Here is a 13,139-nt window from a genome sequence, read left to right as displayed (position 1 = left end):
GGTGCCACGGTCCCCCGCGGCCAGGTCCGGCTGCCGGGCGGGCGCGGGGGGCGCTTCGGGCGGATGTTCCCCGACCTGCCCCGGCGCGACCCCGGCGCCGAGCCGATCGGGACGCTCGCCTCGACGCTCGTCCGCTCGGCCGGCAGCTCGGGGAACAACCGGACGATCCCGGCGGGCTACACGTACCTCGGGCAGTTCCTCGACCACGACATCACGTTCGACCCCACGTCCAAGCTCCAGCGCGACAACGATCCCTCCGCGCTCGTCAACTTCCGCACGCCGCGCTTCGACCTCGACTCGGTCTACGGCTCCGGACCCGCCGACCAGCCGTTCCTGTACGACTGGGATGCCGCGCCGGCCCCGGGCGTGAAGCTGCTCGTCGACGCCGATCCTCCGGACGCCGCCGCGGCCGGCCTCGACCTGCCGCGCAACCACCAGCATCGCGCCCTGATCGGCGACGCGCGCAACGACGAGAACCTGATCATCGCGCAGCTGCACCTGCTCTTCCTGCGCTTCCACAACCGCGTCGTCGACGTCGTGGACGCCGCGCGGCCGTCCCTGGCCGCCGCGGAGCTGCTCGAGGAGGCGCAGCGGATCGTGCGCTGGCACTACCAGTGGATCGTCATGCACGACTTCCTGCCGCGGATCGTCGGCCACCCGCTGCCCGACGAGCACGGGGCCTTCGCCTGGCGCGACGAGCCGTTCATGCCGGTCGAGTTCTCGGGCGCGGCGTTCCGCTTCGGGCACAGCATGGTCCGCGAGAGCTACAAGCTCAACGACGGCCCGGCGGTGCCGGTCTTCCGCCCCCGCCGACGGTCCGGCCGTCACCTCGGCGGCGCCCGCCGGCTGCCCCGCGAGCTGGAGATCGACTGGGAGCGCTTCTTCAGGCTTGCGGGGGCGCGGCCGCCCACCTCGAGCATGCAGATCGACCTGAGCCTGTCCGAAGCGCTGTCCGAGCTGCCCGACGGAACGGCGCTGGCGCGCCGGAACCTCGAGCGCGGCCGCGCGCTGGGACTGCCTGCCGGCCGCGACGTCGCCAACGCGATGGGCGAGGAGCCGCTGACCGACGACGAGCTGCTGGACCCGCTGCCCCGGCGACTGGACCCGACCACGCGCGAGGCGATGCTGCACGCGACGCCGCTCTGGTACTACGTGCTGCTGGAGGCCCAGCTCCGCGGCGGCGAGGGCGAGCACCTCGGGCCGGTCGGCGGCCGGATCGTGGCGGAGGTCATGGTGGGCCTGCTCGAGGGCGATCCGCAGTCCTACCGGCGCCAATGGCCGGAGTGGACGCCGGAGCTGCCCGGCGCCACTGCGGAAGACTTCACGATGGGGGATCTGGTGCATTTCACCCTGGACGGCGAGGAGTGAGACGCCATGGACCTGCCGCACGCGCTGCACCGCGCCAGCCCGGCCGAGCTGAAGGAGCGCATCGCGGCCGAACGCCGGCAGCGGCCGTTCCTGCTGCTCCGCGACGGCGACGGCGCGCAGCGGATCCTCGATCTCGGCGGCGAGCCGGGCCGCCTGACCATCGGCCGCAGCGCCGCCAGCGACGTGCCGCTGCCGTGGGACGGCGAGGTGTCGCGCGTGCACGCGAGCCTCGAGCGCGTCGGCGACGAGTGGACGTTCGTCGACGACGGCCGCTCGCGCAACGGCTCGTCCATCGACGGCGACCCCGTGCACGGTCGCCGGCGGCTGAGCGACGGCGACACGATCGTGCTCGGTCACACGGTCCTCGTGTTCCGCAGCCCGACCGGCCGCGAGTCGCTGCGCACCGCGACGTCCGAGCCGTCTCCGGTCCCGCGGGTCTCGCCGGCCCAGCTGCGCGTGCTCACCGCGCTGTGCCGCCCGTACGCCGACAGCTCGTTCGCGGTGCCGGCGTCCAACCGGCAGATCGCCGAGGAGCTGGTCCTCGGCGTCGAGACGGTCAAGAGCCACCTGCACGCGCTCTTCGAGGCCTTCTCGATCGTCGAGCTGCCCCAGCACCAGAAGCGCGCCGTGCTCGCCCAGCGCGCGCTGGCGACGGGCGTCGTCACGCTGACCCCGCCCGCGCCACGGTAGCCAGGGGGAGCCGGTTCCACCCGCTCGGGGATCGGCGCAGGCCCTCGGCCGGGCGATGCTGACCTCCTCGTCCGCACCACTCAGGAGGAACACCATGAGCCACCACCGTCTCCCCCGCTGCGCGGCGCTGAGCCTGGCGCTCATCGCCGTCGCCGCCCCCACGGCCGCCGTCGCCCGCGAGGACTGGCGCAGCCCCGACCAGCAGGATGCCGCCCCGCTGCGGGTCCACGGCCCGCACGTCCAGGACCTCCGGTCCCCGGACGTCCGCGACCTCTCCAGCTCGCTGGCCGGCACCTCGTCGGCGAACCAGCCCGCAGACAGCGGGACCGACTGGGGCGACGTCGCCATCGTCGCCGGCGGCGCGGCCGGCCTCAGCCTGATCGCGCTCGGCGCGGTCGTCGGCGTCCGCCGCCGCCCCGGCACGCACGCGCTCTCGCGCTGAGGGGCGCTCATCAACAGGTCGCGGCATGCGGAGCGGCCCGGAGCCCGGGCCGCTCCGTTTCCGTTGCCGTGCGAGGCTCCTCAGCGGCCAACCGACCTCACGCGCTGCGCCAGGAACTCCTGCTCGACCGCGTTGCCGGTGAGCGCCAGCGCCGCCCGGTAGGCGTCGGCCGCCTCGGCGTCGCGGCCGAGGCGATGCAGGAGATCGGCCTTGGTCGCGGGCAGATAGCGGTACGTGGCCAGGCGGCCGTCGCGCTCGAGCGCCTCGACCTCGGCCAGCGCGGCCTCGGGTCCGTCGACCATCGACACCGCCACCGCGCGGTTGAGCGCGACGACCGGCGACGGCCAGATCCGCAGCAGCTCGTCGTAGAGGGTGAGGATCTGCGGCCAGTCGGTCTCCGCGGAGCTGGGGGCCTGGGCGTGCAGCGCCGCGATCGCCGCCTGCAGCACGAAGCGCCCCGCCGGGCCGGCGCGCAGCGCGGCGACGAGGAGCCGGTCGGCCTCGGCGATCAGGTCGCGGTCCCACGCCGAGCGATCCTGCTCCTCGAGGCGCAGCAGCCGCCCGTGCGCGCCGGTGCGCGTCACGCGGCGGGCGTGGTGGACGAGCAGCAGCGCGAGCAGCCCGGCCGCCTCGCGGTCGGCCGGCAGCAGCAGCGCCAGCATGCGCGCCAGGTCGAGCGCGCGGCCGGTGAGCTCGTCGCGCACGAGGTCCTCGCCCGAGTGCGCCGTGTGCCCGGTCGCGTAGAGGAGATGGATGACGGTCAGCACCGCGTCGACGCGCTCGGCCAGGTCGCCGCCCGACGGCACGGTGTAGGGGATCCGCGCGGCGGCGATCTTCTTCTTGGCGCGGGTCAGGCGCGCGGCCATCGTGGCCTCCGCGACGAGGAACGCCTGGGCGATGTCAGCCGTCGCGACGCCGCACACCAGCCGCAGGGTGAGCGCGATCTGCGCCTCCTGGGCCAGCGCCGGATGGCAGCACGTGAAGATCAGCCGCAGGCGGTCGTCGGGGATCGTGTCGCCGTCGGGCTCGGGCATCTCGGCCTCCTCGGGCTCCAGCAGCAGCGGGAGCTTGGTCTCGAGCGTCTGGCGGTGGCGCATCGCGTTGAGCGCCGTGCGGCGCGCGACCGTCGTCAGCCACGCGCCCGGCCGGTCGGGCACCCCGCCGCGCGCCCAGGTGCGCAGCGCCTGGACGTAGGCGTCCTGCACCGCCTCCTCGGCGGCGTCGAGGTCGCGCGTCACGCGCACCGTCGCGGCCAGGACGTAGGCCCATTCGCGACGGTGCGCGTCGGCGACCGCCCGCTCGACGACACCTTCCTCGATCGGGCTCAGCTCGCCTCCGCCACTTCGAAGCCGAGCAGCGGCCGGACCTCGACGCCGCCGTCGGCGATCGGCGTGAGCTTCGCCAGCGCCAGCGCGTGGTCGAGGTCGCGCGCCTCGATCACGAACACGCCGGCCAGCACCTCCTTGGTCTCGATGAACGGGCCGTCGGTCACCACGCCGCCGCGGATCGACGTCGCCGTCTCGCTCGGCTGGAGCGCCATCCCGGCCACCTCCCGCCCGCCCAGCGCGGCGATCCGCTCGGGCAGCCGTCCGTGGGCCTCCATGACCTCCGGCGGGAGGTCCTCCGGCGCCACGCGCTCGAAGATCAACACCGCGTACTGGGGCATCACGCCACCCCCGCGGTCGCGAAGACGCTGCGCAGCCAGTCGCTCCATGCCTGCTCGCCGGCCGCCCGGTCGGCGCCGGCGGCGAACAGGTGGTGCGCCACGCCGACCGGGTATCCCCAGGCGTCGCGGCCGTAGACGCGGTAGAGCGCGTCGGCGCTGCGCACGCCGAGGAACGCGTGCGTGGCGTAGTCGACGACGCCGTCGATCGGCTCCAGGCCGGCGGGGGTCAGGCGCACGCGGTCGCCGGCGGCGACGTCCCCGGCCAGGCCCAGCGCCCGGCGCACCGCGGCGAAGCCGCCCTGCGTGGAGGCCTGGGGACCATCGGCGGCGACGTAGACGGGCTCGCGTCCGGAGAAGTGGCGGGCGTACTCGCCGAGCGAGTGGTTGTAGAACGCCGTGTGCTGCCGGCACTGGTCGAGCTCACGGTCGTCGTCGTCGTCCTCGCCGAACACGCCGCGGTGCACGTAGCGCAGGTGCGTCCCGGCGCCACTCGGCTCGAGCCGGTAGTCGAGCTCGTTGGGGCCGTCTCGCTCGGCCTCGGGGCGGGTGCGCGTGGCGAAGTGCCGCGGCGGATCCCAGGCGGTCACGGTGCCGCCGCCCGTCGTCAGCCCGCGCTCGGCGCCGCCGACCCACGGCTCGTACTCGATCTTCCAGAGCCAGCCGTCGGCATGCCGCGTGACCGCCTCCCACACGTCCTGGGGGCCGGCGGGCAGCTCGCCTTCCCATCGCACTTCGAACTCCTTGCCCATCTCATCCGCCTCCGTTGCTGTCGTGTCGAGCCGCGCCTGACGGCCCTTGTACACCAACGACACGCGGGACGCGCCGAAATCGACAGCGGGCGCGAACTTTTCGATGGCGCGTACCTCAGAGCCGCGGCCCCTCCTCGTGCAGCCCGCGCAGAGCGCCGATCACCTGCTCGCGCCATACGCGTGCCGCGGGCAGCACGCCGGTCAGCAGCGGCGAGGTGTGCAGCTGGCCGCAGTAGCGCACGCAGCTCGCGGGGACGCCCGCCTCGACGAGTCGCGTCGCGTAGGCCTCGCCGCTCTCGCGCAGGACGTCGTGCTCGCACACCATGATCAACGCGGGCGGCACGTCTGCGACCGATTCGGCGAACAGCGGCGACGCGTAGGCGTGCTCGAGGTCCTCGGGACGCGGCACGTAGAGCGCGACGAGGTCGGTGAGCAGCTTGCGATCGATGCCGAGCGACGCGCAGATCCCCGGCACGGACGGCTGGCTGAGCGTGAGGTCGAGCGCCGGGGCCTCGAGGATCTGCAGCGCGGCCCGCGGGCCGCCGCGGTCACGCGACAGCAGCGCGAGGCCCGCGGTCAGCGACGCCCCCGCCGAGCCGCCGCCGATCGCGACCCGCTGCGGGTCGATGCCGAGCTCCGCCGCGTGGTCGACCAGCCAGGTCAGCCCGAGATACGCGTCTTCGAGTCCGGCCGGGAACGGGTGCTCGGGCGCCAGGCGGTAGTCCACGGCCAGCACGACGCAGCGCGCGCCGACGCAGCGCTCGCGGCAGACCGCGTCGTTGGCCGCCATGTCGATCGACCCGTGCCACCAGCCGCCGCCGAACAGGAACATGTACCCGGGGAGCGGCTCGTCGCCTCCGGGGTGGTAGAGGCGGGCGCGCACGCGGCGATCGGGCCCGACGATCTCGAGCTCACGCACGTCGGCGACCGGCGGCGCGGGCTCGCCGAACTGCGCGAACATGACGTTGTTGACCTCCTCCATCGTCGCCCGGTCCTCGGGAACGCGCGGCGGCTCCGCGCCGTTCACCGCGTCGACGAACGTCTGGAGCAGTGGATCGAGCTGCATGGTGTGGTCCTTGGTTTGCTTGGTGGACGTCAGCGGGCCTGCGCCCGCGGAAGGTCGTCGGTCGTGCCGGGCTCGCGCGCCTGCCTGCGGCGCCGCTGCGCCGCGGGATCGGGATCGGGGATCGCCGCCAGCAGCGCCCGGGTGTACGGGTGCTGCGGCGCGTCCCAGAGTTGCTGCGCGTCGCCGCGCTCCACCACCACCCCACGGCGCATGACCGTGACGCGCCGGGCGAGGTGGCGGACGACCGCCATGTCGTGGGCGATGAACAGGTAGCTGACGCCGAGGTCGCGCTGGAGCTCCTGCAGGAGGTTGAGCACCTGCGCCTGGACCGAGAGGTCGAGGGCGCTGAGCGCCTCGTCGCAGACGATCAGCTCGGGCTCGAGGATCAGCGCCCGGGCGATCGCCACGCGCTGGCGCTGGCCGCCCGACAGCTCCGCCGGCCGGCGGTCGACGGCGGTGGCCGACAGCCCGACGCGCTCGAGCATCGCCGACGCCCGCGCGGCGCGCTCGGCCCGCCCGAGCCGGCGATGCACCTCCAGCGGCTCGCTCAGGGTCTGCCCGACCGTCCGGCGCGGGCTCAACGAGCCGAACGGATCCTGGAAGACGACCTGGACGTGCTGGGCGAGCGCCCGGCGCCGGGCGCCCGAGACGTGCGTGATGTCCTCGCCGCGAAACCGGATCGTGCCCGCCGCGACCGGCGCCAGGCCGAGCACCGCGGCCGCGACCGTGCTCTTCCCCGAGCCGCTCTCGCCGACGAGGCCGGCGATCTCGCCGGCGTCGATGCTCAGGTCGACGCCGTCGCAGGCGACCACGGGCGGCGTCCGGCGTCCCGTGCGGTAGCGCACGACGAGCCCTTCGATCTCCAGCAGCGGCGCGGCGTTCATCGCGGCGCGAGCTCCTCGTGGCGCAGGCAGCGCGTGCGGTGCGCGCCGCCGGGGCCGCCGAGCGCCACAAGCTCGCCGGAGCAGGCCGGCACGGCGAGCGGGCAGCGCGGCACGAAGTGACAGCCCGCCGGCCAGGCGCCGGGCGCCGGAACCTGGCCCGGGATCGCGGGCAGCGGCTCTCCGGCGCGCGCCAGCAGCGGGTTGGACGCGATGAGCGCCCGTGTGTAGGGGTGCAGCGACGCCGCGAAGAGCGACTGGACCGGCGCGACCTCGACGACCTCGCCTGCGTACATGACGACGGCGTCGTCGCAGACGTCGGCGAGCACGCCCCAGTCGTGGGTGATGAGCACGATCGCCATGCCGAGGCGCTCGCGCAGGTCGCGCAGCAGCCCCAGCACCTCGGCCTGCACGGTCATGTCGAGCGCGGTCGTCGGCTCGTCGGCGATCAGCAGCTTCGGCTCGCCCGCGAGGGCCAGCGCGATGCCGACGCGCTGCGCCATGCCCCCCGACAGCTGATGCGGGTAACGGCGAACCACCTGCTCGGGATCGGGCAGGTCGACCATCGCCAGCAGCGCCACGGCGCGCGCCCGCGCGCCGGGGCGCGAGCCGCCGCGATGGCGACGCACCACCTCGGTCAGCTGCTGTCCGACCGTGAAGGCCGGATCGAGGGTCGCGATCGGATCCTGCGGCACGAAGCCGATCTGCGCGCCGCGCACGCGGCCCAGCTCACGCTCGGAGCGCCGGGCCAGCTCGCGGCCGTGCGCGCCGAGCACGCGGCCCAGCTCGCGCTCGGAGCGCCCGGCCAGCTCGCGGCCGTCGAAGCGGATCGACCCATCGGTCAGGCGCGCACCGCCGGGCAGCAGCCCCAGGACGGCGCGGGCGACGACCGACTTGCCGCAGCCCGACTCGCCGACGATGCCCACCGCCTGGCCTTCGCAGACGTCGAGGGCGACGTCGCGTACGACCGTCACCTCGCCGTGCGGCGCCGGGAACGCGACGGTGACGCCGTGCAGCGACAGGAGCGCCGGGGGTCCCGCGGACGGGCCGGGAGCGCGCGGCGCGGCCGGCGCCGCCCGCCGCGGCCGCCGCCGCGGTCGCTCCACCGACGCGACGCTTCGGGCGGCGAGGTCCCGCACCCCGTCGCCGAGGATGCCGAGCGCCAGGACCACCAGCGCGATCAGCACCCCGGGCGGCACGAGCAGCCACGGGTCCGCGTCGATCACCGCCGACGCCTCGGCGATCATGCCGCCCCAGCTCGGCTGCGGCGGCTGCACGGAGAAGCCGAGGAACGCGAGCGCGCTGTCGGTCATGACCGCGGTCGCGGCGAACAGCGACGTCTGCACGATGATCGGTCCCGAGAGCGCCGGAGCGATGTGCCGGCGCAGCACCTGACCCGACGTCAGCCCCACCGTCTGCGCCGCGCGCACGTACAGCTCCTGGCTCGCCGCGCGGGCGCTGCCGCGCACGACGCGGAACACGTTCGGCGTGCCGAGCACCCCGAGCGTGATCATCGTCGCGAGCTGGCTGGCCGGGAACACGGCGACGACGACGAGCAGGAAGATGATCGCCGGGACCGACAGCAGGACCTCGGCGACCCGCGTGGTGACCGTGTCGAAGCGCCCCGCGTGGTAGCCCGCCAGCAGGCCCAGCGGCACGCCGAGCGCGAGGAAGACGACGACGGCCTCCAGGGCACCCAGCAGCGTGACCCGCCCGCCCGAGGCCAGCCGGCTGAGGACGTCGCGTCCGAGGCCGTCGGTCCCCAGCAGGTGCGCGCTCGACGGCGGCTGGAGGATCGCGCCCAGGTCCTGCTGGAGCGGGTCGGTCGGCACCCACAGCGGCGCGCCGACGCAGGCGATCGTGACGAGCACCAGGAACCCGAGCGCGACCGTGAGCGCCGGCCGGCGCAGCGCCGCCCCGATCACGCCGCGCGCACCTTCGGGTTCAGCCGCACGTAGGCGAGGTCCACGAGCAGGTTGACCGTCGTGACCATGGCCGTGAAGAACAGGACGAGCGCCTCGATGACGGGCAGGTCGTGGTCGGCCGTCGCCTGCACCGCGAGGCTGCCGAGGCCGGGGAGCGCGAAGACCTGCTCGACCAGCACGGTCGCGCTGAAGAGCCCGGCGACGACCAGCCCGAGCACGGTCGTGACCGGGATCGCGGCGTTCTTCAGCGCGTGGCGGTAGATGACCGATCGCTCGCTCACCCCGCGGGCGCGCAGCGCGAAGATGTAGTCCTTGGCCAGCGTCTCGCGCATCGCGTCGCGTGTCTGCTTGGCGATCACCGCGGCGCAGCCGACGCCCATCGTCACCGCGGGCAGCACCAGCGAGCGCAGCCAGTCGACGGGCGAGTCGCCCAGCGGCGTGTAGCCGGTCGCGGGCAGCCAGCCCAGCTTCACCGCGAAGATCGCCACCAGCACCAGGCCGAGCCAGAAGCTCGGCAGCGCCAGGCCCGCGAGCGAGAGCACGTCGATCGCGCGGCCGATCCAGCCGCCGCGCAGCGCGCCGGCCACGCCGAGCGCGACACCAAGCCCGCCCGCGACGACCACCGAGCTCGCGACGAGCGACAGCGTCACGCCGATGCGTCCGGAGAGCATCGAGCCGACCGGCTCGCCGCTCGTGATCGACGAGCCGACGTCGCCCTGCACCGCGCCGTGCAGCCAGTGCCAGTACTGCGCCGGCAGCGCGTCGTCGAGACCGAGCTGCTGGCGCAGCTGCAGGTACTGCTCGCGGCTGCCGCTCTGGCCCAGGATGCTGCGCGCCGCGTCGCCGGGGATCAGCGAGACCAGCACGAACGTAAACGCGGAGACGAAGAGCAGCAGCAGCAGCGAGGTGACCAGCCAGCGCGTGGCGAAGCGGACCATGGTGTCCGGCCCCGTCTAGCCGGCGGGCCGCAGCTCGGCGATCGGCGGGATCGGCGCGTTCGGGCTGGTCCGTAGCGAGTCCGGGTCGACGCTCTTGTCGGCGTAGTAGACCAGCGGCGCGAAGCCGACCGGCGCGAACCAGCCGAGCTCGACGAGCCGCCGCTGGATCTGCCGGCTCACCGCGTCGGCCTCGCCCGCGGCCGCCGTGGTCAGCTTGGCGTAGAGCGCGTCGACCGTCGCGTCCTGCGAGCCGAACGGGTTGAACGTGGCCTTGGGCAGGTACAGCCCGGGCCCTTCGAGGTACATCGGCTGGGACCCGTACCCGATGACCGCGGCCGGCGAGTCGCCGCCGAAGAGCTTGTTCGCGTACTGGCTGAGGTTGCTCGTGCTCGAGATCTTCAGCTTGATGCCGACCTTGTCGAGCTGTCCGGCCATCGCCTGGGCGATGACGTCGCCCCCGGCGAGCGCCGAGCTGAGCAGCGGCAGCGTGAACCCGTCGGGGTAGCCCGCCGCGGCCAGGAGCGCCCGCGCCTTCGCGGGGTCGTGCGGGTAGTAGCGGTCCAGCGCCGGGTCGAAGCCCTGGCCGTTGGTGGTCTGCGTCGTCGGGCGGCCGTAGCGCCCGAACAGCGCGTTGACGATCGCCGGACGGTCCAGCGCGTAGTTGATGGCCTGGCGCACGCGCACGTCGGCCAGGGGCTTGGCGAGCGTGCCCGCGCGATCGGCGAGCAGCATCCCCATCGACACCTGCGGCGTGGACTTGATCGTCAGCCCCGCGCGCTCGGCGCCCCCGACGGTCGTGAACTCGCCGCCGGCGACGCTGACCTGCCGAGTCTTGAGCGCGTTGAGCGTCGAGTTGGCGTTGGCGATGACCTTGATCACGACGCGGTCGTAGTGGATCTGCGCCTTGTTCCAGTACGTCGGATTGGCGCGGTAGGTGTAGTGGTCGCCCGAGACCGTCGCCTTGGTGTCCAGCACGTACGGTCCGGCGCCGGCCGACGCCGTGCTCAGCGCGTCGGGCCGACGCAGCGCCTTCGGGCTGATCACGTCGCCGACGACGTACTGGTGCGACAACATGGTGGCCATCAGCGGGTTGGGGACCTTGAGGTCGATCCGGACGGTCCGGACGCCCACCGCCGTGATCGCCTTGACTCCTGAGAGGTATTGCGCATTGGGGCCGTTGGCCTTGCGGACGTAGTCGAGGTGCGCCTTGACGCCCTGGGCGCTGAGAACTCCGCCGTCGCTGAAGCGCACGCCCTCACGCAGCGTGAGCTCGAACCGGCGGTTGCCCGCTCCCACGTACCGCCACGACGTCGCGAGGGCCGGCGTGGGCGCCCCCTTGGCGTCCATGCCGATGAGCGGGTCGTAGGCCAGGTCGACGAACCACTCCGACGCCTGGTCGATCTCGGCGGGGTTCAGGCTGCTGGCCGGCAGCCCGTAGGCGACGTTCAGCGTGCCGCCCTTCCCGGCGCCGGGGCTCGTCTGCCCCGAGCCCGACCCGCACCCGGCGGCGACGGCGCCCATCGCCAGCGCCGCCGTCGCCACCACGCACATCCTGCTCACCGGTCGCCTCCCCCTGGTCAACGTGTCGCGCCTAGAACGCCGCGGTGCCGGTCAGCGTCCAGGGCTGGCAGTCCACGGTGCCCTCGATGTGGCCCTTGCCCTTGATCTTCTTGTAGGCGCGCGTCCCGCCGGTCCAGTGCCAGTTGCCGGCGAAGCGCCCCTTGCTGGTGAGCTTGCCGGATGCGTAGGCCGTGGCCGTCCCCTTGCTGTTCTTGAAGGTGATCGTCGCGTTGGGCGCCGTGAGGATCCCGGTGATCTTGCCCTTGCCGAACGCGCCGCCGGTGTAGGTCCCGGTGAGCGCCGACGCGCTGCCCGCGCTCAACCCGCAGTGGACCGTCAGCTTGACCTTGCTGCTCGCCGCAAGCGCCGTGTCGGCGACGTCGCGCGACGCGCCGGCGAAGGTCGCGACGCCCGCCACGGCCAGGCCGATCGCCGCACCCTTGAGAACTCGTTCCATCTCGCTGCTCCTCCGTCGATGTGACCCAGCGGAGGCACTCCTAACACGAGGTCGCGCGCCCCAGGACGATCACGAGCGCGGCTTGGCGCTGTCCACTTCCTGAGCGCCTCTGGACGTGCGGTTCGCACATAAGCGGGGCGCGGCGCTGGAGTCGCTCGCGGCGCCGCTCCTAGTGTCGCGCCATGAGCGAACCCGACCGCAGCATCATCCGCAGACGGCGCGGCAGGCGCGCCCTGCTCACCGCGTGCGCCGTGGCCGCCGGCCTCGGCGCGAGCGCAGCCGGTCTCACCACCGCGGCGGGCGCGAGCACGCTCGAGACCATCGAGCTGCCCGACCGCGCCGGCGAGGTGCCGCAGCAGTGGCTGCCCTACCCGGGCCCCCCGCGCGCCAACGTGCTGCTGCCCGACGGCTACGACCCCAGCCACACGTATCCGCTCGTCGTCCTGCTGCACGGGTTCGGCGACGACTACCGCGGCTGGGCGGCGCCGGCGCAGGGCGACATCGTCCACACCGCGGCCGGGCTGAACGCGATCGTCGTCATGCCCGAGGGCGGCCGCGGCTGGTACGCGGACTGGTGGAACGGCGGCAACCGCGGCGCGCCGTCGTGGGAGTCCTACCTCCTGGACCAGGTCGTGCCGCAGATCCTCGAGCGCTACCCGGTCCGGCCCGAGCGCCGCTACCACGCGATCGTCGGCGTCTCGATGGGCGGCCTCGGCGCCGCCTACCTCGGCGGGCGGCTCCCCGGCTTCTTCGGCTCGGTCGGCGTGTTCTCGGGCTTCGTCGACACGCAGCGCCTCGTGCTCCCCGACCTTATGGCGCTGGTGTCGGGCGGCTGGCTCGGAGACGTCGAGGGCCCGGCCGACGGGTTCTATGCGACCGGCCACAACCCGTCGCGGGTGGCCGGCAACCTCGCGCACTCCCGCGTGTTCCTCACCGCCGGCGACGGCACGGCCGACAGCCGCGGCTTCGCGGATCTCGCCGAGCTCCTGGTCGGCGGCGTCGAGGAGGCGGCGCTGCTGCGGCCGATGACCGACACGTACGCCGCCGCGCTGAGCGCCGCGGGCGTGCCCGCGACCTACGAGCCGACCCATGGGCTGCACGGGTGGACGTACTTCCGCGACCAGCTGCGGCGGGCCATCGCCTGGGGGCTGTTCGCCCCGGTCGGCGACCAGCCGACCTCGTGGGCGAGCGACACCGTCGCGACCCGCGGCCGGCTCTGGGACCTCGCTTACCAGTTCGCCCCGGCGCCCAACGGCGTCGTGCGCTTCCAGCGCGACGGCGCCCGCCTGCAGGTCACGGGCGCGACCACGTCGGTCACGATCACGACGGCCGGCGGGTGCGTGCAGCAGGCGGCCCTTCCCGCCGACCTGACGATCCCGACGGCGCCCTGCCCCTAG

The 13,139-nt window shown here is 74.1% G+C and carries 13 protein-coding genes; 4 read left to right on the top strand and 9 right to left on the bottom strand.

Going from position 1 to position 13,139, the window contains the following annotated elements; genetic code table 11:
* Positions 1–63 precede the first annotated feature (63 nt).
* The 3 genes from VK501_RS22620 to VK501_RS22610 all read left to right on the top strand — a co-directional run bounded on the left by VK501_RS22620 (position 64) and on the right by VK501_RS22610 (position 2,500).
* On the top strand, positions 64–1,368 hold the full coding sequence (locus VK501_RS22620; protein WP_324341480.1) for a heme peroxidase family protein: 1,305 nt from the start codon (positions 64–66) through the stop codon (positions 1,366–1,368).
* Between the two features lie 6 nt (positions 1,369–1,374).
* Complete coding sequence (locus VK501_RS22615) at positions 1,375–2,058, top strand: FHA domain-containing protein (RefSeq protein ID WP_324341478.1); 684 nt, start codon at positions 1,375–1,377, stop codon at positions 2,056–2,058.
* Between the two features lie 94 nt (positions 2,059–2,152).
* The gene (locus tag VK501_RS22610; RefSeq protein ID WP_324341476.1) at positions 2,153–2,500 is read left to right on the top strand and encodes a hypothetical protein; all 348 of its coding nucleotides are present in this window, start codon (positions 2,153–2,155) and stop codon (positions 2,498–2,500) included.
* Between the two features lie 80 nt (positions 2,501–2,580).
* Here VK501_RS22610 and VK501_RS22605 read toward each other — a convergent pair whose 3' ends face one another.
* From VK501_RS22605 to VK501_RS22565, 9 genes are all read right to left on the bottom strand, one after another.
* Positions 2,581–3,819, bottom strand: coding sequence for an RNA polymerase sigma factor (locus tag VK501_RS22605; protein ID WP_349261055.1), 1,239 nt, complete (start codon positions 3,817–3,819; stop codon positions 2,581–2,583).
* A 5-nt stretch (positions 3,820–3,824) separates the two neighbouring features.
* Positions 3,825–4,166, bottom strand: coding sequence for a YciI family protein (locus VK501_RS22600; RefSeq protein ID WP_324341474.1), 342 nt, complete (start codon positions 4,164–4,166; stop codon positions 3,825–3,827).
* The gene (locus VK501_RS22595; protein WP_324341471.1) at positions 4,166–4,915 is read right to left on the bottom strand and encodes an SRPBCC family protein; all 750 of its coding nucleotides are present in this window, start codon (positions 4,913–4,915) and stop codon (positions 4,166–4,168) included. The genes VK501_RS22600 and VK501_RS22595 overlap by 1 nt, the downstream gene beginning before the upstream one ends.
* Positions 4,916–5,030: 115 nt before the next feature.
* Entirely contained in the window at positions 5,031–5,981 is a 951-nt protein-coding gene (locus VK501_RS22590; RefSeq protein ID WP_324341469.1) for an alpha/beta hydrolase, read from the bottom strand.
* A gap of 29 nt (positions 5,982–6,010) precedes the next feature.
* Positions 6,011–6,865 carry an ATP-binding cassette domain-containing protein gene (locus VK501_RS22585; RefSeq protein ID WP_324341467.1) on the bottom strand — a complete coding sequence of 285 codons (855 nt, stop codon included), beginning with the start codon at positions 6,863–6,865 and terminating at the stop codon, positions 6,011–6,013.
* A complete protein-coding gene (locus tag VK501_RS22580; RefSeq protein ID WP_324341465.1) occupies positions 6,862–8,787 on the bottom strand; it encodes a dipeptide/oligopeptide/nickel ABC transporter permease/ATP-binding protein in 1,926 nt (641 codons plus the stop codon). The genes VK501_RS22585 and VK501_RS22580 overlap by 4 nt, the downstream gene beginning before the upstream one ends.
* Entirely contained in the window at positions 8,784–9,725 is a 942-nt protein-coding gene (locus VK501_RS22575; RefSeq protein WP_324341463.1) for an ABC transporter permease, read from the bottom strand. The genes VK501_RS22580 and VK501_RS22575 overlap by 4 nt, the downstream gene beginning before the upstream one ends.
* 15 nt (positions 9,726–9,740) lie before the next feature.
* Positions 9,741–11,276 carry an ABC transporter substrate-binding protein gene (locus tag VK501_RS22570; protein WP_324341508.1) on the bottom strand — a complete coding sequence of 512 codons (1,536 nt, stop codon included), beginning with the start codon at positions 11,274–11,276 and terminating at the stop codon, positions 9,741–9,743.
* A 40-nt stretch (positions 11,277–11,316) separates the two neighbouring features.
* Positions 11,317–11,742: a hypothetical protein gene (locus VK501_RS22565; protein WP_324341461.1), complete on the bottom strand. Its 426-nt coding sequence runs from the start codon at positions 11,740–11,742 to the stop codon at positions 11,317–11,319.
* 182 nt (positions 11,743–11,924) lie between these two features.
* On the opposite strand from VK501_RS22565, the gene VK501_RS22560 reads away from it, so the two are divergent.
* Positions 11,925–13,139 carry an alpha/beta hydrolase gene (locus VK501_RS22560; RefSeq protein WP_324341459.1) on the top strand — a complete coding sequence of 405 codons (1,215 nt, stop codon included), beginning with the start codon at positions 11,925–11,927 and terminating at the stop codon, positions 13,137–13,139.

The organism is Baekduia sp. (genome assembly GCF_035318805.1).
Taxonomy (GTDB): Bacteria; Actinomycetota; Thermoleophilia; order Solirubrobacterales; family Solirubrobacteraceae; genus Baekduia.
This window is presented reverse-complemented; position numbering and strand designations above follow the sequence as displayed.